The 25,801-nt window shown below is 35.0% G+C and carries 22 protein-coding genes, 2 pseudogenes and 1 riboswitch; of the genes and pseudogenes, 7 read left to right on the forward strand and 17 right to left on the reverse strand.

The features are described 5' to 3' along the window. Nucleotides 1–217: 217 nt before the first annotated feature. From LCF45_RS15225 to LCF45_RS15240, 4 genes are all read right to left on the reverse strand, one after another. Nucleotides 218–727 (reverse strand): DinB family protein, encoded by a 510-nt coding sequence (locus tag LCF45_RS15225; RefSeq protein WP_003190006.1) that lies wholly within the window; start codon nt 725–727, stop codon nt 218–220. A gap of 542 nt (nt 728–1,269) precedes the next feature. Beyond that, nucleotides 1,270–3,126: an alpha/beta fold hydrolase gene (locus LCF45_RS15230; protein WP_263892920.1), complete on the reverse strand. Its 1,857-nt coding sequence runs from the start codon at nt 3,124–3,126 to the stop codon at nt 1,270–1,272. A gap of 58 nt (nt 3,127–3,184) precedes the next feature. Continuing rightward, nucleotides 3,185–3,751 (reverse strand): TetR/AcrR family transcriptional regulator, encoded by a 567-nt coding sequence (locus LCF45_RS15235; protein WP_002128043.1) that lies wholly within the window; start codon nt 3,749–3,751, stop codon nt 3,185–3,187. A gap of 335 nt (nt 3,752–4,086) precedes the next feature. Next, complete coding sequence (locus LCF45_RS15240; RefSeq protein WP_002168061.1) at nt 4,087–4,851, reverse strand: SDR family oxidoreductase; 765 nt, start codon at nt 4,849–4,851, stop codon at nt 4,087–4,089. 166 nt (nt 4,852–5,017) lie between these two features. Between LCF45_RS15240 and LCF45_RS15245 the strand changes: the two genes are divergently transcribed. Both LCF45_RS15245 and LCF45_RS15250 read left to right on the forward strand, forming a co-directional pair. Continuing rightward, on the forward strand, nt 5,018–5,458 hold the full coding sequence (locus LCF45_RS15245; RefSeq protein WP_001178569.1) for an Lrp/AsnC family transcriptional regulator: 441 nt from the start codon (nt 5,018–5,020) through the stop codon (nt 5,456–5,458). Nucleotides 5,459–5,592: 134 nt separating this feature from the next. Continuing rightward, nucleotides 5,593–6,126, forward strand: coding sequence for a DUF2199 domain-containing protein (locus tag LCF45_RS15250; RefSeq protein ID WP_002128048.1), 534 nt, complete (start codon nt 5,593–5,595; stop codon nt 6,124–6,126). A 105-nt stretch (nt 6,127–6,231) separates the two neighbouring features. Here LCF45_RS15250 and LCF45_RS15255 read toward each other — a convergent pair whose 3' ends face one another. Beyond that, a complete protein-coding gene (locus tag LCF45_RS15255; protein WP_199626819.1) occupies nt 6,232–7,437 on the reverse strand; it encodes a M20 family metallopeptidase in 1,206 nt (401 codons plus the stop codon). 88 nt (nt 7,438–7,525) lie between these two features. Continuing rightward, a riboswitch (SAM riboswitch) is annotated at nt 7,526–7,627 on the reverse strand. 75 nt (nt 7,628–7,702) lie between these two features. Next, on the reverse strand, nt 7,703–10,012 hold the full coding sequence (locus LCF45_RS15260) for an AAA domain-containing protein (RefSeq protein ID WP_002128050.1): 2,310 nt from the start codon (nt 10,010–10,012) through the stop codon (nt 7,703–7,705). Between the two features lie 111 nt (nt 10,013–10,123). Between LCF45_RS15260 and LCF45_RS15265 the strand changes: the two genes are divergently transcribed. Further along, nucleotides 10,124–10,516 (forward strand): VOC family protein, encoded by a 393-nt coding sequence (locus LCF45_RS15265; RefSeq protein WP_002185477.1) that lies wholly within the window; start codon nt 10,124–10,126, stop codon nt 10,514–10,516. Between the two features lie 181 nt (nt 10,517–10,697). Further along, nucleotides 10,698–11,020, forward strand: a pseudogene (locus LCF45_RS15270) (hypothetical protein). 227 nt (nt 11,021–11,247) lie between these two features. Here the strand turns inward: LCF45_RS15270 and LCF45_RS15275 are convergent. From LCF45_RS15275 to LCF45_RS15290, 4 genes are all read right to left on the reverse strand, one after another. After that, complete coding sequence (locus LCF45_RS15275; RefSeq protein ID WP_002165467.1) at nt 11,248–12,555, reverse strand: condensation domain-containing protein; 1,308 nt, start codon at nt 12,553–12,555, stop codon at nt 11,248–11,250. A 537-nt stretch (nt 12,556–13,092) separates the two neighbouring features. Further along, entirely contained in the window at nt 13,093–13,266 is a 174-nt protein-coding gene (locus tag LCF45_RS15280) for an S-layer homology domain-containing protein (RefSeq protein WP_155727862.1), read from the reverse strand. 218 nt (nt 13,267–13,484) lie between these two features. Continuing rightward, nucleotides 13,485–13,808: a PepSY domain-containing protein gene (locus LCF45_RS15285; protein ID WP_016127237.1), complete on the reverse strand. Its 324-nt coding sequence runs from the start codon at nt 13,806–13,808 to the stop codon at nt 13,485–13,487. A gap of 20 nt (nt 13,809–13,828) precedes the next feature. Next, complete coding sequence (locus tag LCF45_RS15290; protein ID WP_263892930.1) at nt 13,829–14,299, reverse strand: hypothetical protein; 471 nt, start codon at nt 14,297–14,299, stop codon at nt 13,829–13,831. A gap of 329 nt (nt 14,300–14,628) precedes the next feature. Between LCF45_RS15290 and LCF45_RS15295 the strand changes: the two genes are divergently transcribed. Together LCF45_RS15295 and LCF45_RS15300 are read left to right on the forward strand one after the other, a co-directional pair. Then, on the forward strand, nt 14,629–15,303 hold the full coding sequence (locus LCF45_RS15295) for a response regulator transcription factor (protein WP_002128055.1): 675 nt from the start codon (nt 14,629–14,631) through the stop codon (nt 15,301–15,303). Then, complete coding sequence (locus LCF45_RS15300) at nt 15,300–16,673, forward strand: sensor histidine kinase (protein ID WP_016127240.1); 1,374 nt, start codon at nt 15,300–15,302, stop codon at nt 16,671–16,673. Before LCF45_RS15295 ends, LCF45_RS15300 begins: the two co-directional genes overlap by 4 nt. Before the next feature lie 236 nt (nt 16,674–16,909). Here LCF45_RS15300 and LCF45_RS15305 read toward each other — a convergent pair whose 3' ends face one another. The 6 genes from LCF45_RS15305 to LCF45_RS15330 form a co-directional block, all read right to left on the reverse strand. Further along, entirely contained in the window at nt 16,910–17,308 is a 399-nt protein-coding gene (locus LCF45_RS15305; RefSeq protein WP_003190280.1) for a DUF1259 domain-containing protein, read from the reverse strand. A gap of 328 nt (nt 17,309–17,636) precedes the next feature. Then, nucleotides 17,637–17,798, reverse strand: a complete 162-nt coding sequence (locus LCF45_RS15310; RefSeq protein ID WP_000441003.1) for a hypothetical protein — start codon at nt 17,796–17,798, stop codon at nt 17,637–17,639. 626 nt (nt 17,799–18,424) lie between these two features. Then, nucleotides 18,425–19,054 (reverse strand): LysE family translocator, encoded by a 630-nt coding sequence (locus LCF45_RS15315; protein ID WP_000274249.1) that lies wholly within the window; start codon nt 19,052–19,054, stop codon nt 18,425–18,427. A gap of 209 nt (nt 19,055–19,263) precedes the next feature. Beyond that, complete coding sequence (locus LCF45_RS15320; protein WP_002017170.1) at nt 19,264–19,479, reverse strand: hypothetical protein; 216 nt, start codon at nt 19,477–19,479, stop codon at nt 19,264–19,266. A 349-nt stretch (nt 19,480–19,828) separates the two neighbouring features. Beyond that, nucleotides 19,829–21,274 carry a L,D-transpeptidase family protein gene (locus LCF45_RS15325; RefSeq protein ID WP_002128059.1) on the reverse strand — a complete coding sequence of 482 codons (1,446 nt, stop codon included), beginning with the start codon at nt 21,272–21,274 and terminating at the stop codon, nt 19,829–19,831. Between the two features lie 604 nt (nt 21,275–21,878). Next, the gene (locus tag LCF45_RS15330) at nt 21,879–23,411 is read right to left on the reverse strand and encodes an alpha/beta hydrolase (RefSeq protein WP_263892932.1); all 1,533 of its coding nucleotides are present in this window, start codon (nt 23,409–23,411) and stop codon (nt 21,879–21,881) included. A gap of 754 nt (nt 23,412–24,165) precedes the next feature. Between LCF45_RS15330 and LCF45_RS15335 the strand changes: the two are divergent. Beyond that, nucleotides 24,166–24,276, forward strand: a pseudogene (locus tag LCF45_RS15335) (IS6 family transposase); the annotation flags it as partial. 105 nt (nt 24,277–24,381) lie between these two features. Here the strand turns inward: LCF45_RS15335 and LCF45_RS15340 are convergent. Then, entirely contained in the window at nt 24,382–25,701 is a 1,320-nt protein-coding gene (locus LCF45_RS15340; RefSeq protein WP_002128061.1) for an aromatic amino acid transport family protein, read from the reverse strand. Nucleotides 25,702–25,801: the final 100 nt, after the last annotated feature.

Here is a 25,801-nt window from a genome sequence, read left to right on the forward strand (position 1 = left end):
TTAAATAAGCCTGCTTTTACATAAATACGATACGTTTGTGGAACTAAATCAAGCGATAGACGAGTACATTCAGTTTTAAAATTAGACCGATTCCAAAAATGTTTAAACAGCCTCAGCTCCATGGAATATAGAACTAAAGCCGCTTAGGGTGTTTAATTGTATTCCTTATTTTGTTAAAATCCCCCGTTAGTTCCATTCCAAAGGCCTCAGCAAACGATTAACTCAAGTACTGATTTCGGATGACCCCCATGTGATGAAGTTCGTGTCCTGCGATGCCGTACGCGAGGGCGCGCACCGTAATGCTTAGGTTGTTGGCTGTGCCCTTTCGGGTCCACGCCTCCGCCGGTAGCCCGCGCAGCAATGTGATCGTTGATTGCCGTACGGCCCGGTAGTCTTCGGCCAATTGCTCGGTTGTCCAGCTTCCGAAAGGAGGCATGAACAATTCCTGATCGAAACCAGTCAGAGACGTCTGGTCCCCTCTTGCGAACCGAAGCAGGCGGTAGGTCATGACGCGTTCCGCGTCTGCAATGTGGCCCACGACTTCTTTCAGCGTCCATTTTCCTTCCGCATACCGATACGCGTACTGACTTTCGGTCAACGATGCCAGGAGCTCGATCATTTGCTTTTCCTGGGCGAGCAGAATGTCGATGATATTACCGTCCGGCACCAAACGGATATATTCGCCGGAGTCCCCGGCGTATTCTTCTTCTGACGGTCTTTGATTCATGCGTAGTCACCTCTTATATGTAGATATAGAAAATTATAGCACTCGTCTATGTCTAATAAATTCTCGAAATGATAGAACTTTCCTTCTAATAATTGAGGATAAGCAACTATTTAGTTTGTCGGTCGCCACACTATCCTGATTCGTTAGCACAATAAGCAATGCTAATCAATAATGCATAAAAATTACCTATTATACAATATTTCGAAGTTATTAATATATAAAGGTAACACCTTCTTTTTTAATTTAAAGATGGATTTTCAATTATATTTTGAAATGAATCGGAGTAAAACACACTAGTCTAACTACTTTTTTATAAACATCGTAACACTATTCCCCCCCCATATTGCCATCAACTTGAGAAATGTATTCTTCTCAAAAATGAAAATCGACCTAAGATCCTATGGACAACTATGAAAGGATGAAATTTTCGTTTTGGGGATATTTCAGAAGTATAGCTTGATAGGTATGGGGTGGGACCCCTAACAGTACGATTTTATTTCAAAGACACAACGATCTTACTACACACTGTTTATCCCACACACTCATCTGCTAGTATTACTATTTTTTATTACTAATGTTGCCGTTTCACTCGGATGGCTAAGAGGAAAATGATGGCCATATGGAACAAAATCAACCTTACCAAGATGCGATGGAGCAGAATAGCCTCTGTCATAATCCCCCCAAATAATGTGAAGATTATACTTTGTTACTTCATTGAAATCACCTTGATCGTTTTTCAGTAGTAAACTGTTAAGCTGAACCGTAGTATTTAAAATTCTAGGAGAAGTAAAACTGTTACTTATTTTTTCGATATAATGTTCAGGGATGCTCTCCATACTTTCAAACAAACCATTACTTAATAAATAACGCTCTATCAAATTAGTAGTTGCCAATTTTAATGCCCATTTGTTCATAAATTGGGGAACATTTAGCGATTTAGCATTTTTTTTAGCAACAGGTGGCTGAAGTAAAGTGATTGAATACTTCTTATCTATGTACTCTTGTACCAATGCTTCCAGAAGAATAAACGCACCGAATGAATGGCCAATTAGATGTGCACCATTAGTAGCTTTCTCCAATAACTTTTTCACTACATTCAAATAGATATCTAGAAGATTTTTCTCTTGTTTAAAAGGAGAACGTCCCAAACCTGGAAGATCCAAGATCCATACAGGTTGACCAGTTTTTTCATGAAGCTCTTGTGCTAAAGGAAATAAATCCTCTCCATCACTCAATAAACCATGTAATAAAATAAACGGTTTACCCTCTCCTTGTAATTGGTAAAGGGTAGTGTTATCGCATAATGTTCGTTTAAATAAATGATTATGCTGGCCATTTTGATGCATCATTCGATAATCCAAATCAGCTACTACGGCAGGGAAAAATTTCATTACACTCGTCTTCTTAAACCAATCTCCTCCCATAATTTTTTTCGCTGAAACATTTGAAAATTTTCGTTTTGTAATAAAATTCAGTCCATCCGAAGGGATTTTTGTTATTTTACTGACTCCACTATTCATAATTGCTTTCATAAGTGGCATTGGGACAGAGATTTTTGGTGCCCTCATATTCATACTTTCCGACATAATACTTAATAATTCAGCAATGTTCTGATCGTGCTGTTTGTCTTCAACAAGTGTATATGTTTGAATAGTCGGTTGCTCCAATCTGAAAACCTGCACAATAAACTTCGCAAGCTCATCGTTTGCAATAAATGGTAACCTATATCCCTTACCTCCAGGAATCACTGGCATGAGCCCTCTTCGCATACTCATCACAAGCAAACCTAATCCTGCTATCTGCTCTGTACTCCCTGTTTTACTACTACCGACTACAGTTGGCGGATTAATTACAGAAAGCGGATAACCTACTGCTGATGCCTGGTGACGGATATAAAGATCTGCTAAAAATTTTGTTCTCTCATATGGATTTTTCATTTTCAAATAATTGTGTCCTTCTTTAAACACATCAATTGCAATCTTGCTATTTTTATCATCAAAGGGACTCATATAACCTACAACATGAATAAATTGTTGCAAGCCCTTCAATTGATGAATACTTTTAGCTAATTCACTAATATGTTTGGCGCCATTTAAAAATACGGAAGCTGCCTCTTTACTTGTCACTTGAATATCCATGGGGCCTCCTGCGTGAATAATCACATCCGTTTTCAATATCCTCTCCTTATCTTCAGCACTTAGACCTAAATCTATTTCCGTCAAATCACCTTCAATAAAGTGCATAACTGCCTTTTTTAAGATGCCTCTTTCTTGAAAAATGCGTTTTGCTTTACTTTTCGACCTCACTAAAAGAAGAATTTTAACATCCTCTTTAGCTAATTCTTTCACTAATTGCTTTCCAATAAAGCCTGTTCCACCAATTAAAAATACTGTTCTCATATAAAATCCCCTTTTTAGTACTATTTAGTACTAATTTGATGTAAAAAAAAAGCTTCTTTTATCGAAGCAAGTTAAATAAATGATCTGCTGTTTTCGTGATTACAGTTGCATCCTTCAATGTTTCTGAAATAAATAACGCTCCTTCAAGATTTGTAATAAAAAGTGATGCAACCTCATCAATATTAATCGTATTTCTGAATTCTCCATTCTCTACCCCTTGTTTAAGTAATAGAGAAACTTTCTTTTGTAATTCTGTAAAAAAAAGACCTATTTTTTCTTTTATTTGCGTGGCCTGTGTAGGACTTTGAATATAAAGAGTAATAAATGGACAGCTCCCCTTATACTCTCTCGACTGAACTCCTTGTGATAATTGCTTTAAAAACAGTTGGATACGATCTTCAACTAAAAATTGGTTCTGAGAAAGTACGTCATCAATTGCAGATTGATACATTCCAATCCAATAATCAACGACCCCTTCTAATAATACTTCCTTATTAGAAAAGTGATAATACACATTAGACTTTGAAACTTTGCTTACACGTACTAATTCATCCATACTTGTATAAGCAAACCCTTTTTCTAAAAATAATGTTGCAGCTACTTCAATCACACGTTTTTGATTCATTAATTTTACCTTTGTCATAACTAGAACTATATAGTACTAATTTAAATGTTGCAAGGATTTATGTTAATTTAGAAAAAAGTTTGATTAAAAAAGTTCCACTAACATTGATTTTACTGCAAAAAAATCTTATTTTGAATAAAGTGGAACTGAACCCCGAAATTGTTAATTCACTATCGTCTAATAGGGGTCACCATACATACCCATCAACTTAAGAAAAAGAAATGCCCCCAAAACGAAAAAATGAGCGGCTTCTCAAAATAGCTATCTGTAGAGAAAGAAAATTTTAATTTAGGGGGATATGAAAATATTAGCTTGATGGGTATGAAGTAGTGCCCCTATAAACAAAATCCTCCAGAAACATCTAAAATTTGCCCTGTTACCCAGCGGCTATCAGAAGAAGCAAGGAATGCTACTACATCTGCAATATCTTCAACTTGCCCTATTCGTCCGAACACAGATGAATTCGTAGCAAAATTTCGTATTTCCGGATTATCTAGCAATTTCGCATTTATATCTGTCTTCGTATATCCAGGCATAATTGTATTCACTGTTATACCTCTTTCTCCAAGATGTTTAGCTAGAGGAAGTGTCATCGTATTTAGTGCACCTTTACTTAAACCGTATGCAATGGACCCTGCAAAACCAAGTCTTACTTCAGCTGATGAAATGTTAATAACTCGTCCCTCCGCTCGTAATAACGGTAATGTTTGCTGAATTAAGAAGAACGGTGCTTTAATATTTACAGACATAATTTCATCAAAAACTTCTTCTGTCGTATTTTCAATTGTTCCTTGTGTACCTATCCCTGCATTGTTTACTAAAATATCAATCTCTGATGTACCAACTCTTATTTGTAATTCATTCTTCAATTGTTCTACTATCTTTTTGACACCATCAATTGAATTGAAATCCGCTTCAATTAAGAATGCCTTTCCTCCATTTGATTCAATCTCACTAATTGTTTCATCTGCAGCTGCTTTATTTCGGCCATAGTGAATTGCAACTAATGCACCGTCGTTTGCCAATCTCATCGCAATCGCACGACCAATACCGCGACTCGCCCCTGTTACTAACGCTACTTTCCCATCAAGATTCTTCATTTTTTCCACCCTTCCTAAATTTTCGTTTGATAAATCCTATACTTATATTTTTAAGCAAATACTAATAATTTTAAATATAGATTTATAGGTAATTTAGTTCCTTCACTTATGATATTATAGTTATAATTTACGATTTACTTTAGAAAATAAAAAGGGGGGCTATCCAATGCAAAACGCAGTAAAACTAGATGAAATTGACCATAAAATTATGAACTTGTTGTATGAAAATGCGAGAATTTCTGTTTCAGAAATAGGACGTATTATATCCATGACGCAGCCTGCTGTAAAAGAACGCATTAACAAGCTTGAAGATCAAGGGGTTATAGCTGCTTACCGAACGAAATTTGAGCCTTCCAAAATTAATAAAAACATCCAAGCATTCATTATGTTCAAAACGAGTCAATGCTCTGATTTTATCCAATATTGTAATGCCGCTCCTGAAGTAACAGATTTATATCGAATTAGCGGGGAATTTAATTATATGATGAAAGTCATGAGCGATTCGATGGATTCTCTCGCTGCATTTTTAGACTCTTTAATGCAATTTGGATTATCATCTCCTTTAATTGTTTTAAAGAGTGAATTTGAAGAGAAATTGTCGTTCTGATAAAAGGATACGTATTAACCTCCGCTAACATTAAAAGTTGCTTCTTTGTGAGAGAAATCAAAAAAACAAATGATATAATCTATTTAAAATCAAATGATCAAACACAATTGTTATAGATGGTTAGGAGAAAATTAATGAACGAAAAAATAGGCTATGTTTGTAAATTTTGCGGAGTATTTCACGATGAACTCCCTATATGTTATGGGAATGAGGCTCCCGATTATTTTTACTATATCCCTGAAGAAGAGCTAGAGAGTCGAGTTGAAATGGATGAAGATCTATGTGTAATTGATGATGAATATTTCTTTATGAAAGGTTGTATTGAAATTCCAGTTTTAGATGGAGAGGGACCTTTTATATGGGATGTATGGGTATCTTTAAGTGAAACAAACTTCCAAAAGACGCTTGATTACTGGGAAACGAAAGGAAGAGAAAACGAATTAGAGCCAATGTTTGGTTGGTTATCTACCCAACTTCCTTGTTATCCAGATACAGTAAGTTTAAAAACAATGGTTCATACTAGAGAAATCGGTTACAAACCTTATATTCAACTCGAACTAACAGACCATCCATTATCTATTGAACAAAAAGATGGTATTAAACTAGATCGCATCCAAGAAATTGCTGAAGAAATTTGTTATCAAAATAACGAAGAAATAAATGATTAGTAAATAAAAAAGAACATTGAAAAATCAATGTTCTTTTTTATTGCATTTTCACTTATTAATCAGATTTCTCTTCGAAAAGAGAACACTCAACTGTATTTTAACCACCTACCCCTGATTCCTCTGCTCCTCCCTAAACTCCTCCTTCACCTTTTCTAACAAACCTTCTTCTGTAATTAATCGATACGCCGTATTTGCTAGTGCTTTTGCGGATGTAATTAGCGCTTTATCTCCTAATTCTGAACGTGCCGCTTCTCTAAATTCATTCGTATGTGCAATTAAGTCATCTGGACCGATTTTAATGTACGGATGAATTGTCGGTACGACTTGGCTTACATTTCCTGCATCTGTTGAGCCAATTCCTACTCTTTCTTTACGGTTTACATCTTCACCTAGTAGTTCTAACTCTTCCGCTACAACGTCATTAAATGTTTTTGTTACGAGTAGTTCATCGATTTCATTTTGGAATTGATGAATTTTTACTTTTGTACCTGTTGCTAACGCTGCTCCTTGTGCGATGTTTCTTACTTTCTCTGTTACTTCCGCACATCTTTTTCTCGTTGCTGCGCGGATGAAGAACCTTGCTGCGGCGTAGTCAGGAATAATATTAGGTGCTTTTCCGCCCTCAGTAATAACACCATGAATTCTCACATCTGACGGAAGTTGTTGGCGAAGTGCATTAATACCGTTATAAAGCTGGATAATCGCATCTAATGCGTTAATTCCTTCTTCTGGTGAGGCCGCTGCATGAGCTGTTTTTCCGTAAAAATGAAAATCAAGTGGATCGACCGCTAGTGATGGACTCGTTGGAGCTGTTTTTCCGCTCGGATGAATCATAAGCGCCGCATCAATGTTTTTAAATAAGCCAGCTTTCACATAACTCGATTTTGCGCTACCATTTGGCCCGCCCTCTTCTGCTGGTGTTCCGAACACGACAACTTCTCCGCCGATTTCCTCAAGCGTTTCTGATAACGCGATCGCTGCTGCAACGCTAATTGTTCCGATTAAATTGTGACCACACGCATGACCGAGTCCTGGTAAAGCGTCATACTCAGCTAAAAATGCGATAACTGGTCCTTGTTTCCCGGAACTTTTCCGCGCGATAAATCCTGTTTCATGACCAGCTATATTGTGCTGCAACTGAAATCCTGCGCTTCCTAACAACAAACTTAACGTTCTTGATGCGTAAAATTCTTGGTTACCAATCTCCGGATTCGCATGAATATTATGACTTGTTTCTATGTACTTTTCCTTATTTCTTTCTATACTCTCTTCAATTGTTTTTCTTTGTGACGTTACTCCTGTCGCTCCCATTTTTCTTCCTCCTTTTATTTTCACGTAAAAAAGCCTCTTTCTAAAAGATAGAAAGAGGCTTCTGTATATACAGTCAAAATGAGCTTCTTTCTTATCTTTCAAGTTACCTTGCTGGAATTGGCACAGTATTCATAAAGAATCCGCTGCCGAGGTGTCATAGGGCCAGTCCCTCAACCTCTCGTGATAAGAATTTTCATAAAATTGTATTAAATTATTTTTATTCTAAGTTTATTCCAAGTAAAAGTCAAGGAATTCCTATCCGAATTTACCGAATATCTAAAAATCCTTTTAATACACCAATTGTTTCAGGTGCTTGTAATCTTGCACATATGTACGGAAATTCCATACTACCTTCAAACATCATTTGAGATGTAAGAGGTGCTCCTGCCCAAAAGATTTCATCATCGATTACGATAAACGGGAATGCTTTATTTTGTCTTTGTAACTTTACATTTTTTAACGGAACTGGTCCATCACTATACACTGTTATTTGCGCATTTGTACGCATTAACGCTTGCCAGACTCGTTTATCTACTTGCTTTGTACTTGGAAGTGAAATAATAATTTTTCGTTTTGCGGCTAAAATATCTTTCAATAACCCTTTCGGCTCTTCAAGATTCATTTCCATAAACCAGCGTAAACGTTTCGAAATTTTCCGCTCCCACAATTGTCTTGATGTCGTGCGATCATATACATCTCCGTGACGTTCTATATGAGCTGTTAATTGTGATAACGCTTGTTTTCTCGAAAGATTTTTACGCATGTAGTGGCAATCTGATAATTGAATGAACTTCCCTCTCGCTCTCGTAACTGCAACGTTGACGAGGCGATGATTTTTATGGTCAAAGAATAACACGCCAGGTCGTTCTTGCGGATAACTATCTACCGTATCAAAAATCATCATATCTCTTTCAGACCCTTGAAACTTATGAACTGTCGCCGCTAAAACTGGTATGTTTTGATATTTCGTTTTCTGCAACATTTCTCTAATGCACGTTGATAAAAAGCGGGACTGTGCCCTGTAAGGCGTAACTACACCGATAGATTGAACACCGTCTAACAATCCAATTAACATCATTTGCATCGCTACTAAACCAGACATAATATTAAAACGAGAACCGGAAGCAGCGTCTTTTAAAGAAAAGGCTCCCATTAAGCTCGTATCAAATAAAACACTCGCCTCATTTGCGAACGGTTGCAGTTTCGCAAGTTCTTTACGCTCTGAAACAGATGGATGATCGTACACTCTATTTTTATAAATAAATGAATTCGTAAACTTCGATATATCCGTATGCATACGTCTTTGCTCCTGCAGCATAAAAAGGTTCGGATGTGCTTCTGATTTATTTACAGAATCAACAATCCCTGCATGATAAAACATATCTTCACCGAGCCATTTGCGAACGAGTTCATGGTTCGCCATCGCAATCGGAGGTAACTGTAAAAAGTCACCACAAACGACAATACGTTTCCCAAGTGAAGCAGCTAATGCGATTTGCGGAACATAAGCCATACTTACTTCATCTACGACAACTAAATCAAATGTACGCTCATAAATAAGTGAATCAATTGCACATTTCGATAAAGTCGCACCGATTACTTTCGCATTTTCAATGTATTCTTTTTCTACTTCTTTAATTTTCGCTTTTTGCTTTCGAAGATCACTTTCAATCTCTTGTATACGCTTCTTATCAGCAGAAGTCGCTTTATATGATAAAATCTTTTCACGAAGATCTTGTCGTGTCTCTTCTAAATAGAGTCTTTCTTCTCCCCAAGATCCATTCGTCGTTTCAACTAACTTCGATGCAAGTAACGTTTCATGATTTCGTATATGTTCATGTTGACTATAACCGTAACGAACAATTTCTCCAGGCGTCCATTTCTTCTTCTTCTCAATTTGCTTCGTTACTTCACTCATTAATACGTCTACTGCCGCATTACTATGAGCTAACACAAGTACCGATTTTCCTTTTTGATAATGAGCAGAAATAATACGCGATAAATTGTAAGACTTCCCTGTTCCCGGTGGTCCCCACACGTACGTTGTTGGATTGTAAAAAGAACGATACGCCAATTCATTTTTCGTATTTTTCATCTTTTCAATATGTTTCGGACTGCTCGTCCCATCAACAAGACGCTTTATACGATTACGTTTCAGCTTATCTTTATGAGCTTCTTTCAATCTCTCTTGCAGTTGCTCTAACAATTGCCACGGTTCACTGTATAAAACGGCTTCTCGTATTTCGCCTTGTATATAATCATTTAACTTCAATTCGATTTCTAATCCATGTACAGATAATACTTCCCCTGTCGCTTCCTCACCATCGAACTCAATTCGAATTGGTGAACCTTCAGGTAAGCTTACTTCCGAAATAAGCTGAAATACGTATACTGTACTTTCATAATCTGTATATAAAAAACGACCGTTAATGATAGAGATTTTACTACCACCTATCGTTTTCCAATGTTTAATTTCATATGCTAACGCATAATGCCACTCTTTCATTGTTTCCGATAATGAAGGAGTTTGAGTAGTTGTATTCATCGTATAATCTCCTTCCTTCTCCCCAAACATACTTTCTCACTATACCATATAACACGCTAAAATTTGTAAGGTTTTTATCTTGCTTATTTTCTTAATTTTCAATAATATATTGTATATAATTTTCAGAAAGAAGGAATCTACATGCCAGTTAGAAGAATCGAACACGTTGGACTTATGGTTGCAAACTTAGAAACATCTATTTCATTTTATGAAGAAGTAGTCGGCTTACAGCTCATTAAACGTATGGGGCACCCGAATCCAGACTTAAAACTCGCTTTTTTAGGTGTAGAAGAATCGAAGGAAACAATACTTGAACTCATTGAAGGCTACAACTCTTCTCTTCCGGCAGAAGGAAAAGTACATCACATTTGCTTTAAAGTGGATTCATTAGAGGATGAAATCGAAAGACTAAAGAAACACAAAGTAACCTTTCTACTAGGAGAAGAAATTGAAACATTACCAGATGGAACACGTTACATATTCTTCGCTGGCCCTGACGGAGAGTGGATTGAGTTTTTTGAGACGGAGAGATAAATTGAAACTTTAATCAGGTGGGTGTCCATTCCTCCTTTTTTATCCCACACCAATCGGGCTTTTGTGGGATAAAAAAGAGCCGGAATTTGGTCTTATCCCTGTCAAGTAGACAGTATTAAAAACCCCTTCAACCTGAAGACTCACCTAGATTAAAAAACAATCATTTTGTTAGGAGTAAGGAATGATAAATACAATCTATATTATTGTTTTTTGGATACTTATACTATTCCCAATCCTGTATGTAATCATGATAAAGCATTGGAATATAAAAGTAGTTGCCGTATTTATTGGAAGGATTCTATTAAGTATCGTCTTTTTCTTAAATGGAATGTATGTAGGACTGCAACGAAATTGGGCAGAGCCCCCTATGAAACAGAATGGGATTTCTTTATAAAGTCTTTATTAAATGGAAAAACTGATGCACTTATACACTTGTTACTTCTAATTATTATCGTTACTTTCGGCTTAATAATTATATTTTTTCATAGAAATAAAAAGAAATAGGGTGTTTTCCCTATTTCTTTCTTTACTGGGGTACCGCCCATAACCATCAAGCTAAGAAAAGCGAATACCCCAAAACGAAAAAAATGACCTGAATTCTCATAAATAACTGTTGTAGTGATATAAAATTTTCGTTTTAGGGATACTTCAAAATATTAGCTTGATGAACATGGGGACGAGCCCCTAAAATACAATTCCGCTAGAAATTTCCGCTCTATATTCCCTTTTATTTATGATAGTTGATTAACAACACTTTCCAAAAATTTGTCTACCTCTTCTTTTGATGTATCCGGTGTATGATAACCAATCGTAAATGTAAGTCTCCCATTATAAAAGCTTGCACCCATTGAAAAGAATGGCGCATACATAATGGGTGATGTCATATACCCGTCCTCAGCTTGAACTTCACCAAACTGAATAGGTTCATCAGCGATCACCCCGAAATTTGTCAGTAACGGCAACGCCATCCCCATCTGTAAAGCCTGCTCGTATTGCTGATTATACATTTCCTTCACCACAGATAGCTTCATACCTGCCAGTAGCTCCATTCCTGCTGCTGAAGACAGACCTGGATTTTGAGACTTTATTTTATCCATTGATTGTTTAATTCGAACGAGAGTCTGATTAAATGATTCATTATCCTCCATTTTAATCACTGGCATTTCCATGCCGGATAAGTTGCAAATAGCACCAGTTGTATAATTAGGCAGATATCGACGTAAATCAATTGTTAAACCGATCATTTTTTCTGCGGTGCGAGGTTCTGCATACACAGTGAAATGTGATAAAGCTCGGAAGTAGGCAGTCATGATTACATCATTCAAGGTAGCCTGTTGTGCTTTTGTCCATTGGGTTAGACGTAGAGATTGCTCATGGCTCAACCGCCGTACAGACATTTGAGGGGATTTATTTTTGTTGGGTTGAGATGGAAAAGACCATAACGATGCTTGTTGTTCTTGGCTAGGACGATACGCGCTTTTTATGTCCGATATTCCAGCATATTTGAATACATGTGATTGATCTCGAAAACTCTCATTTCCCTCACCAAATTCCTTCATAATTTGATTCTTAGATTGTCCCAAGGAAAGTTGAGTATAAATTGCTCCAAGCAAATTAATATATTCCTTGACCCCTGCGCCATCTGAACATAGATGAGATAATTTCACAACTAACATATCTGTTGTAGTGCCTCGTAATAATTTTGTTTGAACCATAGGCCCCTGAATACGATCACCGGGTTCCTTAATAAAATCTATTGCCATTATTTCAAGTTCTTGATTATTTCCTTCTGCAAAAAGGCAAATAGGTGAGTTAGTGGCAGATGAATGTTCCTCCCAGTAAGGGATATCATTTTCTACAAACCGGCTGTTCAAAACCGGCTGCAATTGTAACGTTATCCTTACTGATTGTTCAAGTATTTCCTTTGATATACCTACAGGAAAATAAAGAACTGCATTAATTTGTTGATCTGCAGAATAAAGACCTAATACATAATTCATTCGATCTTGAGGTGTTACTGAAAACTTTCTTTGTTCCATAATTCCGTCCCCCTTTTAAGACTTTTTTTGCATAACCTTATTCTCCATATGGTTGTAAATTTTCTTCAAGAGTAAATAATTATTATTTTTTGAACTTTTCACAAAAGTATCTTTTCCGTACTGGTTCCATTCTTTTTACGGCTCTTTGTAGGTGATATAACCATTATTTTATTATTATTAACACTTCCTACCTCCCCTCTTAAAATCAAACGAAAATCGATTTAGTTTATATATATACAAACATTTTACAATGGTGTTTGGTAATTATCAATAAAAACAAATTATTTTTATGTCTGTTAATAAAAAAAATAATATAATACGTTTAGGTGTTACTTCATAATAAAAAGGTTGATGGGCATGGAGGACCACCAACCTTTTATCATATTGCTTTAGATGTTTGTATTCATTATTACATTGTTTACAAATAACTCCTGTTTGCACTTGTATCACCTCATCATTTTCAAACTTCCAAACTAACTAGGTCTTCATAAAGTGAAACTTTAATCAGTGGGAGGTTTTGTCCATCCCCACTGATTATTAGCCTTCGCCAATCGGGCGTTTACGGGCAGCAGGGCTCTCACCTAACTTCTTTGTTCCAGCTGAATTTTGAGGTGGAAGTTTTACTGCCCACAAATAGCGAAAAAAAGGAGCCGGAATTTTGGCCCCTTTTTTCGCAAGTGCAGCAACGGTTTGAAGAACCGTAACCTTCAACCTAAAAATTCACCCAGATTAAGAAACAATCATTTTGTGAGGAGTAGAAAATGATGAATACAGTCTATATTTTTGTTTTTTAGATGAGTGTATTTCTTAACTTGATAGCGATGTAGCTGGACCCTTTTAGAATAGTAGAGTATAAACGTGAAAAAACTTCTAACAAATTTTGTTAGAAGTTTTTTAAAATACGTGATATTTTATTTATCAATATTTCTTCAGTCTTCATTATTGATTTCTATCGTGCCTGTTCTAGCACTAACCTTTAAAATATTTAATAGATTCTCAGGTGTCTTGATTTCCACTTCATATTCAAATTTAGATTGTGCTAAGTTGTCATCTTCTAATTCAAATTCTTTTTTCACATTAATAATTTCTCCATTTGTATGAGCTAAAGAAATTTCACGAACTTGTTTCTCTGTGTAGTTTTCATTCTTTTTTGCATAATTGTAGCCCATACCATAATATCCACCAACAATAGCGATACCGATTACTAAAATAGCAATTACACTTATAATTATTTTCTTTTTATGTTTTAACATTTCCATCCACTCCTTAATAATTAATCATTTATTCCAAATCTTGCTTCAAGTACATTTTCTGCTTGCTCTAATTGATCTTCAAGTATATCTTGTTCTCTTTCTTGTATTTGATATTGTTCAACAGTTATCGTTCCAGCGTGAAAATCTGCTTCTAGCTGATCATCAGATAGATCTATCTTGTCATCTAATTGGGCAATTTCTTTTTTTGCTGCTAAGTACGTATTTAAGTTATCTTCTTTTGCTCCAACTGGTTTCGTATTATTTGCCTTTTCTACAATAGATGTGACTTCGTTTTTGAAATCTTGTGTTTGCTTAGTATCATTCATAGCAGGCCCTTTTTTGTGTGGTTCGTGTTGTAGTTGCGTACCTTCTTTTTGTGATGTATCGTTTTCTACTTTCAGTTGTTGTATTTCTGTATCGTTATCAGCTTGAGTAGAACAAGCTGTTAAGAATAAACAAGACATTGCTCCAATCATCATCCATTTTCCCATTATGTTCTCCTCCCTTTACATGTGCACCTTATCCATGTCCTTATATTACTGAACAAACATTAAAGGAAGATTAATGTGCCAAAAAATAAAGTGAAACTTTAATCAGTGGGGGTTTTGTCCATCCCCCACTGATTATCAGCCCTCACCAATCGTGCTTTTACGGGCAGCAGGGCTCCCACCTAACTCTCTCGCATTCGCCGAATTTTGAGGTAGGAGTCTTACTGCCCGTTAATGCGGGATAAAATGATATAATTAAATAGTTTCTAATCTTTCTTTAATGTTTCGGAATTATAGTGATACATATAAATAAGAAGAAAAGGAGAATGTTAATGCGAGTTCTTATTGTCGAAGATGAAAAAGACTTACAAAATATATTGGTAAAAAGATTAAATGCAGAATATTATAGTGTCGATGGATGTGGGAATGGAGAAGATGCTTTGGATTATATAAGCATGGCTACCTACGATTTGATTGTGCTTGACATTATGATTCCCGGAATAGATGGTTTACAAGTATTACAAAGATTACGTGCGGACAATAATACAACTCCTGTCTTGCTTCTTACAGCTAAAGATACAATTGATGATCGCGTAACAGGACTCGACTTAGGTGCGGACGATTATTTAGTAAAGCCCTTTGCTTTTGATGAGCTGTTAGCAAGAATTCGAGTGTTGATGCGAAGAAAAACAGGAAATACATCTAATGTGTTTGAAATCGCTGACCTAGTGGTGGATTGCAATATGCATAAAGTAACAAGAGGAGATCAAGTTATCAATCTTTCCAGTAAAGAATTTGCTATTTTAGAATATATGATTCGTAATAAAGAAGTTGTGTTGACACGAGATAAAATTGAGCAACATGTGTGGAATTACGACTATGAAGGTGGCTCGAATATTATTGATGTTTACGTCCGCTATCTTCGCAAGAAAATTGATAGCCAGTTTGAAACGAAGTTAATTCATACAGTACGAGGAACTGGTTACGTATTGCGAGTAGAATCATGAAAAGACTATCAATAAAAATGAGAGTGACCCTATGGTATACGGGGCTAGTTGTAATTATTATGGCACTCGTGTTAGCTTTTATTTTAACTTCTTCAGATAAAGTTTTGCTTTTTAATATGAAAAATCAATTGAAGAGCACAGTAAAAGAAAGCATTGAAGATATCGAATATAAGCATGGACAGTTAAAGATTGACGATGAATTTGAAGCCTTAGAAGATGGAGTAAATATCATCATTTATAGTAAACAAGGTGAGCTGCTGGCAGGACATAATCCAACAACCTTTAATAAAAAGGTATCGCTTAAATCCGATGAAATACAAACCATTAAAGACGGTAATAAGGAATGGATAGTATATGATTTTCTCCATAATGTAGGCGGCGATGAGCAAGTCTGGGTTCGTGGCATAATGACCATGAATCAATTATCATCGACCATGAATACGCTTATTGTGGTAACACTCATCTCATTTCCATTACTTATTCTCATTGCAGCAGTGGGAGGATATTTTATTACGCAAAGAGCGTTTCGACCTGTGCAACAAATGAGTGATTCAGCCAGTGAAATTGGTGATGGTAAAGACCTTTCGAAGAGAATTAATTTACAAGGGTCATCGAAAGACGAAATGTATCATTTAGCACAAACCTTTGACAAAATGTTTGAGCGATTGGAGACATCATTTGAAAGTGAAAAACAATTTACATCTGACGCATCTCATGAATTAAGAACACCAACATCTGTTATTATTTCGCAATGCGAATACGCTTTATCGCAGAGGAATAATCCGAAAGAAATGGAAGAATCGTTAGAAGTAATTTTAAGGCAATCGCGTAAAATGTCCGCGTTAATCTCGCAACTCTTATTATTAGCACGAGTTGACCAAGAAAAGCATAATACTTTTCAATTTGAATGTATCAATATGAGTGAATTAACGGAAATCGTTGTAGAAGAGCTTTCATTAATGGTTCAAGAAGCTTCGATTAATATAACAACACATATAGAGGAAGACCTGTTTATTAAAGCAGATCAAACATTGATGATGCGTTTATTAATGAATTTACTAACGAATGCGATTGCTTATAGCAAAGCGAACGGCACTGTGAATATGCAACTGTTCCGGGATGAAACCAACATAATAGGTAAAGTCTCCGATAATGGCATAGGCATCAGCGAGCAACATATTGCGAAAATATGGGACCGCTTCTATCGAGTTGACGCAGCACGAACCTCTTCAAACAATGGAAACACAGGTTTAGGATTGTCGATGGTAAAATGGATTATAGAACTACACGGAGGAGAAATTACCGTTGAAAGTGAATTAGGAGAAGGCAGTACTTTTACATTTAAACTACCTATTGAAAACCGAGCATAATGTATGCTCGGTTTTAGCTTTAGAATACAGATTGATTAAAAATCTCTCTTCAGTCCTTATTTAAAAGTAAATACAAAAACTCCATTTTGAAAAAAAGCGATCAAAATGGAGTTACTCTTTTTAGCTATATATGAGATTTTATAAAACCATCTACTTAAATCTATTTTCCAAGTATACCATTCAACAATCTGAAATATTCTAATCAGCACAATCACTCATTTAACTAAAAAAATTGGTTAATTGCATAATGCTCTTCTGACTTTCCTTGCAAAAATTAGTGGATCATCAACGTCTTCGATATTAACGTAAATTAAATTTGGATCATCACATAACCACTCATTGTGTATAGACGAAACAATTATTCCTTGTTTAATAATTGTAGCAACAAATTCAGTGACTTCCTTTTGTAAGAGTGCTACCCGCCCTAGACATAATGCCCGTCCAGTTTTATTATCTCGTGATTCGAATGAGAAGGAAGTTGTTACTCTAAAACGTTTCCCCAAGATTGTTGCTTGTATTTCATCTCGATTTATTGTTGCCACGCATTTTCCACCGGCGAATCCTTCTTGGCCGCCGATAATTCTTGCAAACTGTTGACAAATTGATTCCTCATTAATCGCCATACCTTCAATCATCCCCCTTTTACTGTTAGGTTATGAATGAATACATAGGTCTGAAACGGTAATGAATCTATTCTATTACAAAAAAGATAATGGCAATCTAACGAAAACTGTTAGCTCAATTATTCTTGATCATTTGAATTAACTCGGCTATATATGTTAAGACATTTTTAGAGAGCATAAAAAAGACACCCTAAGGTGCCATCCTCCGACTTGAGAATCATATCTATGTATGGAGAAATTTAGAAAAGAGAAACTTCTAACTATAACTTATAGAGCTCTTATACCATGAATTACTTACATACATATTTCCTTATTTACCGGAAGAATAATCCCCGTTATATTACTTTCTGATCAGTCTCGTTAAAGCCATCCCAATAAATCCAGCACCCATCCCTATTAGCCATCCAGCATGAGTATCACCTAATATAGATCCCACTCCTCCGCCAAGAAACATGCAGCCAACGAATACTAATCCTCCAATTCCCCAATTCGGCCGTTCCATAATTCAATCACATCCCTTCAATAAAACATATGCGATTAACTAGCCTAACTTTCTTGCATGAGATAGTTAATTATTTTGCTTAGGTTTAGCACTTTCAGGGAATTCAAAAGATGCGGAAATTGAGCCATTTGAATGGATTGCAGAAGGTGAATTTAATTTTTTTATATTATAATAACTTAACGAAATCTGTTAGCTCAATTATTCTTGATCATATGAATTGTTACCAGAGTTTAAATAGTGCAGAATTTTTTTGTTATAAGGTGTTTTTCCTTTTCAGCTTGATGGGTATGGGGTGCTACTCCATCGCTATTAAGTTAAGAAACACATTCTTTCCCAAATGTTCAGTTAAAAAATGTCTTAGACTGCATTTAGTTGGTATAACTAGATTCCTCTATTCTAGTTTTCTAAATGTAATACTGGAAAAGATTTAACCTTGTCATTGGAGGGCACATATATTCATGACAATTAATTAAAATAGATCCTGCACTATGAAATAAATTTTTAGATAAACCAAAATAACAAGCAAAAAGCCCCTTCAAATTTGAAGGGGCTTTTTAGTATATAGAAATTAGCTTAAATCAAAGATAACATTTCTTGAAAAGGGGGCATTTTTATATTATTCAGGTTTATTGAGGAGCCTTCGTTTGAAGCAACTTTAACCCCATACCAATAAAAATCATTCCAGTTACTTTATTTAGAATCATCCCTACCTTTTGATTTCCTCTTAATTTTTTTGTGACATATGAAGAGAAATAAGCAACAAATAAACACCACAATAATCCAGTGACTGTAAAAGTAATTCCTAAAATGATAAAAGGCATAGGGCCTGAAGCCTTTGTATCTATAAATTGCGGAAGAAACGCAATAAAGAATAAAGAGACTTTTGGATTCGTGAGACTTGTTAAGAGTCCTTGTAAATATATCTTTCTAATGTTCAATTTATTGGATGAGGCTTGGAAAGCTACATTTGTTTTATCAAGTATCATTTTAATCCCTAAATATACAAGATAGATAACACCTATAACCTTAATGGTGTTAAATAACACAATGGATTTTGTAAGTATAATAGATAAACCAAAAGCAACCAATAATGTATGAACTAAAGAACCAGTAATAATACCAAAAACAGAATACACACCTGCTTTTCTACCTTGTGAAATACTTCTTCCCACAATATACATGGTGTCTGCGCCAGGAATTAGATTTAATAAAATCCCTGTTAGTAAAAACACTTCGTAATTAATAATACCGTACATTCTAGCACCCCTATCTATTTTTTTGGTGCCCTTATTGATATTAAATTAAATAAAAGAAAAAGAAAAGTGTTTTCTATTTATTCAATAAAATTAATGTTTTTTTAATTTACAACCAATAAAATTGATGGAGTGTATCATTCGTATCGCGGACCTAAAACTCACTATTGAATAAGTAAAACCCCAGAAATCCAAAGGTCTCTGGGGCTTCATTATATATTTAGCTCTTTTTGCTTTTTGTTTTGTTTGTGTCTATGCAGCAATTTTCGACTTATGAGAGAAATCAGTAATAAGATCAGTATTAGTACGAAAAGTTGCATAAATGATAAATCAAAATATTTGGCACCTGTAACTATTAAAAGTGTAGAAATCGTACCTTTTACAATGAAAAAAATAATAATCCATAATCCGCCTTTTTTCCAGTTCATTTTTATTTTACCCTTTCCTACGCTTAAATTCTTAAATGGGACACCTTAATAGAAATCTATTATATTAATAAAAAAGTAAACTTTTTCACAAAAATCATGTCCAATTACATGCGACGATTTCATAATAAATGAAAATGATATTCAGTGTCAATTTTATTGACTATTTGAATATCTATTTATCATCTCAATCTCTTTCTACTTCGTTTCTTATAGGCAATGAACTCTTGTTTTCAAACAAAAACACCTCCATTGAATTTGCACACTAAATATGCGAATTCAAGAGGTGTTTTTTCATGTACCATCAGATAAGATTTCCTGCTTTATTTATTTCTTGATACGTAGCTATTTTCTAGTACACAATAACTGGATCATTAGTGTTCAAACTATCATATACAGTTTTTGCAACATTAGGAAGAAGGTTTACACACCCGCCTGATCCCCCTGTTAAATAAGCATTATTTGCCCAGTCTTTTCGCCAGCCTGCATCATGGAATCCTTGGCCGCTATTTGTGAATGGAACCCAGTAATCTACCTTAACTGCATAATCAGCTTTACCTACTGCGCTGCCTTTGAGCGTGTATGGTGTTCGTTTATATAAGACGTACCACACACCTGGTGATGTATCTTCACTCGTGCTATGTTTACCAGTTACTACATTTGTTGTGACGACTAATTTCCCATCTTTATAAATCCAAATTTGTTGATCTGCAATTGAAACTTCCGCATACGTGTCTCCGATGCCATTATTCGATGTTGTTTCATAACCGATACCTTCCTTCTCCCAACCATTTCCATGGATATTAGAAGCAGATAGCGATTTTTCACCCTTTTCAAAAGCTTGTTGAACTTGTTTTGTTTCTTTTTCAACATCTAGTGCCCAGCCGTAGCCTTGTCCTTTTACTGATATGACCGAACCGGAATGGGTTTTAAAGCTGAAATTTTTATTTAATGTTGATTTAGCATTATTAATTTCAGCAATCTTATTTTTAATGTCGCTCGCATCGATTGTAACTTTCATATCCTTTGACATAGAGGCATTCTGAATTAAATCTTTCGCTTTTAAAGGATACACTTCATTCTGCACTTTATACTCAACAGACTGCCCAAGAAGATTCTGTAGTGCTTTCTCCTCTTTTTTGACAATCGGATCGTCTTCTTTAATAGGCTGTATGTATGTAGACTTCAGATGAATTTCACTTTTATACTTCTGCTTGTCGTAATCTTTCAGTAGACTAGTAACGTCATACTGTTTTCCATCAACGCTCTTCGAAATAACAACTTTTCCTTGTTCAAGCTTCGCCATAGCATCTTGAGGCGCTTTTAATTTTTCATTCATAGAGATGAGCTTTTCTTCTACAAGTTTTTTCATCGTTTCACTACGATACTGATCCGCCTTTTCCGGTAGCACTGAATATTTTTTTTCCTTTGAGGAAGGGAAAAATGTCCACTGGCTTTTTAATAGTTTCTTAACTTGAGGCAAATCTTTTTCCGTAAGTTCCGTTTTTGTATCTTTTTCATCTAAAATTTGTTGTTGATCAACATAGACTTTGTTTTCTAGTCCAGATGTTTTTAATTTCTGTATTGCCTGATCAGCGTTCAGACCACCGACTTTTGTGTCATTAATCGTAACATTTGAATTGAAGTGAGTTGTCTGATAATAACTCATTCCTCCAATGAGAAGTACAATTACACCAACACCCGCTGCAATAAGCTTCCAATTTGTAAAACGTTTGCTTGATCTTACTCGTTTTCTCTCAACTTCTTCAACTGATTCATTTATTGGATTATTGTTCATCAATCTTTCCCCCGTATACATTAACGTCAATCGATTTTAAACTAAAACCATTGACTAGTGTACCTTATTTTTCCTAAAATTTCATTATTTTTAAAAAGATTTTATCGCATTTAATTAATTAAATTCGGGTTTTTCAATAGTACGATACATTGAATAACCCTTTACAAGTAATAAACTGAAACTTTAATCAACTGTTACACCAAGGGATTTAGCTAAATCTCTTGTGAAAGCTTTTTCTCTTTACGTAAAATACGAAGTATGTTCTCCATTTTTATGAACATCACCCCTAATTTTGCCAAAAACTTTTACATTATTAGTTTATATAATTCTGTTATTAATGTTAATTTTTTTTACATTTCAAAAAAATAAACGATAATCCTTCTACATCTTAGATAGAAAGAATACCGTTTTTTCGTTTAGAGTATTTGTATATACTTCCAAATATTAAGACGCTAGCATGGATGATGCCCCCAGGTATGAGAATCTAAAGTATTTGAATAAGAAACTTTACTCCGTTCGTTATAGTTATTTACATCATAATATAATTATATATATTTCTATCTTAAGGACTGAAAATAGCTATTTAAAAATATAGTTGCTAATTTTATTTCAATCTTCCTTGCACCCAAGTAGCAATATCATTTATAACATACTCAGGGATATTAGCAGGACTATAATATTCATCCGATTTACTTAATTCTCCATCTTCTTCTGTAAAGAAGTGATTTAACTTTGGATATAGTCGATAATCAACGTTATCTCGCTCTTTTAATTGTTCTTTCCAAAAGGGAATTTCAATTTTTGAAGGAACTCGATAGTCTCTTTCTCCTTGAAGAATAAGAAGCGGTGTTTTTTGTTCTTTTGACATTTCTGCTGCTTTAATTTTACGGATTGAATCCCAATATACTGGTGGTCCTAAAGAAAAATCCTTTGGAGGATTCTGACTAGAGAAATTAGGATCCTTTAATAATTCAAATTGCGATTTGTAAAATTTATATTCTTCTGGTTTCATTTCTCCAATAGAAAGACGATACTCAAATTGATCTAAAACATTGTCTATGAATGCCTTGGCCGCCCCTCCCATCACAATTGCCCCAGCAATATTTTGATTTTGATTTTTTTCAATTATCCTCGGAATCATCATTCCACCTTGACTATGACCAAGAATATAAATTTGATTCTTATCTATCATAGGTTCATTTTGAAGAAAATGAGTCACCAAAAGAGCATCATCTGTTGTCTCTTTATCAACTGTATAAAAAGGACTAAGTTCTGTTTTCAATCCATGTTCATAGGTTCGTTTATTATAGCGAAGGACAGCAATTCCTTTCGAAGCAAGACCTTCAGCTAGATCGCGAAATGGTTTTAAAGCATACGTTGCTGAATCCTGATCGACTGCTCCAGCTCCATGAACAAGAATAACCGCTGGAAAAGGACCCTTTCCCTTTGGAATAGATAATGTTCCTGGTAATGGAAATGCACCACTTCCAACTACTACTTCTTTATCAATAAATGATTCAGGCTTACTATATGATGGCCGATCTGCAACAGGACTAAACGACATACTGAGTTGAAAATCATCTATTTTTCCAGATGGATCTAGTTTTATTAGTAAAGGTACAGTAATTTGTTCAAAAACTAATTTAATCTCTACATTTGTATGAACAGAATTTGTCTCTTTTTGTGTAACCTCTCCAATTTCTATAAAAGAACCTTTTTGTAATTGCGTAGGAAGTTCCTCCCAATAGTTCTTCAGCCATTTTTCGGATATTATTTTCTGTAATGATCGAGAAGTTAAACCAAATGCAGATTTATAATCTTCAGCATGCATAGAACGGATAAATGAAAGAGTAGTAGATATAACAGGATTTTCATCTTCAATATTGTCTATTTTTTTTATATTTGTGTTTGTTTCCTTTAATGTCGATTTAAATGGGTGGCTGAAGGGGGTATTATATGTATTTGGATATAAACTTGTTTTCAACACGTCCTTATTCCGTCCCTCGAACAAGTTTGAATAATCCTCGAAATTTTTAGGTGAAATTACTTCCTCCGCATATGAAACCGAAGGAATAGTTATCGCACAAATTGCACTGACAAGTAATAACTTACTCCCTATTCTTTTTTTCGTGCTCATATTTATTAATTCTCCCTTCACAATTAAAATTTTTAATACAGCATGCCTAGTACTATAAGGAAATAGAAATTTTCAAGGTAATTAATAATTTACTTTACGATCCCCCCTAACAGGTTAAAAAGCTATTATAAACAAACTTTAATATAAAATACCTTCTCCCTCTTTTTCCACATGTATGTTAACTCTAGAAATTACTTCTTTTCTTTAAAACACTCTTTTTACTGGTTTGTTTTTCATATATAAGTCGTACCTGTTTCCCCCTTCGCGCTACTTTATATTTTTATCATATACAATGAAAATCTCTTTTTCCTTACCTATTCCTTACAAATCCCTTACATCCAGAATCGCTTTTATAATAGTGCTGTAGGAACCTCTGTGCCCGAAAGCGCAAAAAAAGAAACACCGATGTTATTTGCTTTGGTGCTTCTTTTTCTCGCTTTAAATTTTGATTATTTTTCTTGCTATGTAACACAAATTACATTGTGCTGTCTGGAACACTCCTAACGTTGTTAAAATCACTTGTTTCAATAGTAAAATTTATACTAGAGGGTACTCATATCCAACAGTTTAAGAAAAAGAAACGCCTCAAAACAAAAAATGAGCTGACTTCTCAAAATAACTAAATGTAGAGACAAAAAATTTTCATTTAAGGGTGACTTCAAAACCATTAACTTAAGAAACGGATATTCTCCAGAACGAAAAATAAGAAGGTTTCTTTCAAAATACTAGCTTGATGTACATTAATTGGCACCATAATATGATCGAATTAAACTCATTACAAACAGCTAAGAAAGTGATTGCTGGAATAGAAGTTATGCTTATAATCAAAAAAGGACAAACTCCCCAAGGGGAAAAGTTTGTCCAATACCATAATCGCTCTGGTTTAATAATATTTAATTCAGTTCCGCTAGGAATTTTTCATTCTTTTTTCATATCCCACTATTTTTGCATCAGAACTAACAATAGTAAATTAGAATAACGACTTAATACTCGCTAGGACAGTAAGGATACCTATAACAATAACAAATACATTGCTCATCTTCCCTCTATATTTAGCTAGTACAGGCACTTTACGAATTGCATACATTGGTAATAGACATAAGATAGCAGCAACTAACGGACCGCTAAGGGCATCAATGATTCCAAGAATACTTGGATTTGTATAAGCAACATACCAGCATGTTAATACGACAAAAGTAAGAATCATTGTCTTAACTGTTTTTTCTCCTATATCTTTCCCACGTTTTTTACCGGACTTGATAATCATGTCACGCATTACCTCATACGCCCCTATATAATGGCCAAGGAAAGACTTTGTAATAGCCACAAATGCAATGATAGGAGCCGCAATAGTGATTACTGGTGAATTAAGCTCATTAGCAAGATATGATAAGATTGACAAGTTCTGTTCTTTTGCCACCTTAAGATCATCTGGAGTCAAACTTAAAGTACTGCTCCAAACAAAGAACATAACAACAGCGAATGTCATGATATAACAAACTTTTTGTATTTGAGCACACTTGGCATCAGTAGCATCTATTCCATACGTAGCTCTCTGTTTCATAACGAATGACGAAATCATAGGAGAATGATTAAACGAGAATACTATGATTGGTAGTATCATCCATATTGTTCCAAAATATCCCGTTCCAGTTGAAGCAGTAGAAACACTTGAAAAACTTAGCATTGACGTATTCCACTGTGGAATTAAAGATATTGCGATAAAAAGTAGAGAAACAATGAAAGGATATACTAGCATGCTCATTATCTTTACAGTAATATCTTGACCAAAATTTAGTATAGCGATAAGACCGAGTACTAATACAAGCGATAAAATGGCCCTTGGAGGCTCCTGCATGTGCAATTGATGCACGATAAAACTACTTGCAGTATTTGTAAGTGCAACCGAATACATCAGCACGATCGTATAAATTGAGACGAAATATACTATGTTAAAAATGATACTTGCCTTATTTCCGAAATACTCTCTTATAGTACCCGTAATCCCCTCATCAGCAGAATTAGAAGCGTATATCATTTTAGCAAGCGCCCTATGTGAGTAATACATAACTGGATATGCAAGTATGGTAATTAACAGTAATGATAATAAACCACCTGAACCTGCATTAATAGGTAAGAAGAGTACTCCTGCTCCAATTGCTGTTCCAAAAAGACTCAATGCCCAGGTAGTATCCTGTTTATGCCACTTTTTAGGGTCTGGATATTTCTCATTTTTTACTGCAGTATTATCAGCTTGAAATTCTATGTTTTTTGCAGTATTCCCATTCATATAATAATTCCTCCTAGTTTCCTATTCTTACTTCTCTATTTAAGGCATCGGAATATAGACCGTTCTTGAAAAATGAATTGCTTATAAAGTGCGCCACATC

Origin of the sequence: Bacillus sp. 41-22, from assembly GCF_025809295.1 — a bacterium.
In the GTDB taxonomy this organism is placed as follows: Bacteria; Bacillota; Bacilli; order Bacillales; family Bacillaceae_G; genus Bacillus_A; species Bacillus_A mycoides.

What these genes read in the sequence shown, in the direction of transcription:
- LCF45_RS15225 (WP_003190006.1), bottom strand. Translation starts at nt 727, where the DNA reads ATGAATCAAAGACCGTCAGAAGAAGAATACGCCGGGGACTCCGGCGAA.
- LCF45_RS15230 (WP_263892920.1), bottom strand. Translation starts at nt 3,126, where the DNA reads ATGAGAACAGTATTTTTAATTGGTGGAACAGGCTTTATTGGAAAGCAA.
- LCF45_RS15235 (WP_002128043.1), bottom strand. Translation starts at nt 3,751, where the DNA reads ATGAATCAAAAACGTGTGATTGAAGTAGCTGCAACATTATTTTTAGAA.
- LCF45_RS15240 (WP_002168061.1), bottom strand. Translation starts at nt 4,851, where the DNA reads ATGAAGAATCTTGATGGGAAAGTAGCGTTAGTAACAGGGGCGAGTCGC.
- LCF45_RS15245 (WP_001178569.1), top strand. Translation starts at nt 5,018, where the DNA reads ATGCAAAACGCAGTAAAACTAGATGAAATTGACCATAAAATTATGAAC.
- LCF45_RS15250 (WP_002128048.1), top strand. Translation starts at nt 5,593, where the DNA reads ATGAACGAAAAAATAGGCTATGTTTGTAAATTTTGCGGAGTATTTCAC.
- LCF45_RS15255 (WP_199626819.1), bottom strand. Translation starts at nt 7,437, where the DNA reads ATGGGAGCGACAGGAGTAACGTCACAAAGAAAAACAATTGAAGAGAGT.
- LCF45_RS15260 (WP_002128050.1), bottom strand. Translation starts at nt 10,012, where the DNA reads ATGTTTGGGGAGAAGGAAGGAGATTATACGATGAATACAACTACTCAA.
- LCF45_RS15265 (WP_002185477.1), top strand. Translation starts at nt 10,124, where the DNA reads ATGCCAGTTAGAAGAATCGAACACGTTGGACTTATGGTTGCAAACTTA.
- LCF45_RS15275 (WP_002165467.1), bottom strand. Translation starts at nt 12,555, where the DNA reads ATGGAACAAAGAAAGTTTTCAGTAACACCTCAAGATCGAATGAATTAT.
- LCF45_RS15285 (WP_016127237.1), bottom strand. Translation starts at nt 13,808, where the DNA reads ATGTTAAAACATAAAAAGAAAATAATTATAAGTGTAATTGCTATTTTA.
- LCF45_RS15290 (WP_263892930.1), bottom strand. Translation starts at nt 14,299, where the DNA reads ATGGGAAAATGGATGATGATTGGAGCAATGTCTTGTTTATTCTTAACA.
- LCF45_RS15295 (WP_002128055.1), top strand. Translation starts at nt 14,629, where the DNA reads ATGCGAGTTCTTATTGTCGAAGATGAAAAAGACTTACAAAATATATTG.
- LCF45_RS15300 (WP_016127240.1), top strand. Translation starts at nt 15,300, where the DNA reads ATGAAAAGACTATCAATAAAAATGAGAGTGACCCTATGGTATACGGGG.
- LCF45_RS15305 (WP_003190280.1), bottom strand. Translation starts at nt 17,308, where the DNA reads ATGATTGAAGGTATGGCGATTAATGAGGAATCAATTTGTCAACAGTTT.
- LCF45_RS15310 (WP_000441003.1), bottom strand. Translation starts at nt 17,798, where the DNA reads ATGGAACGGCCGAATTGGGGAATTGGAGGATTAGTATTCGTTGGCTGC.
- LCF45_RS15315 (WP_000274249.1), bottom strand. Translation starts at nt 19,054, where the DNA reads ATGTACGGTATTATTAATTACGAAGTGTTTTTACTAACAGGGATTTTA.
- LCF45_RS15320 (WP_002017170.1), bottom strand. Translation starts at nt 19,479, where the DNA reads ATGAACTGGAAAAAAGGCGGATTATGGATTATTATTTTTTTCATTGTA.
- LCF45_RS15325 (WP_002128059.1), bottom strand. Translation starts at nt 21,274, where the DNA reads ATGAACAATAATCCAATAAATGAATCAGTTGAAGAAGTTGAGAGAAAA.
- LCF45_RS15330 (WP_263892932.1), bottom strand. Translation starts at nt 23,411, where the DNA reads ATGAGCACGAAAAAAAGAATAGGGAGTAAGTTATTACTTGTCAGTGCA.
- LCF45_RS15340 (WP_002128061.1), bottom strand. Translation starts at nt 25,701, where the DNA reads ATGAATGGGAATACTGCAAAAAACATAGAATTTCAAGCTGATAATACT.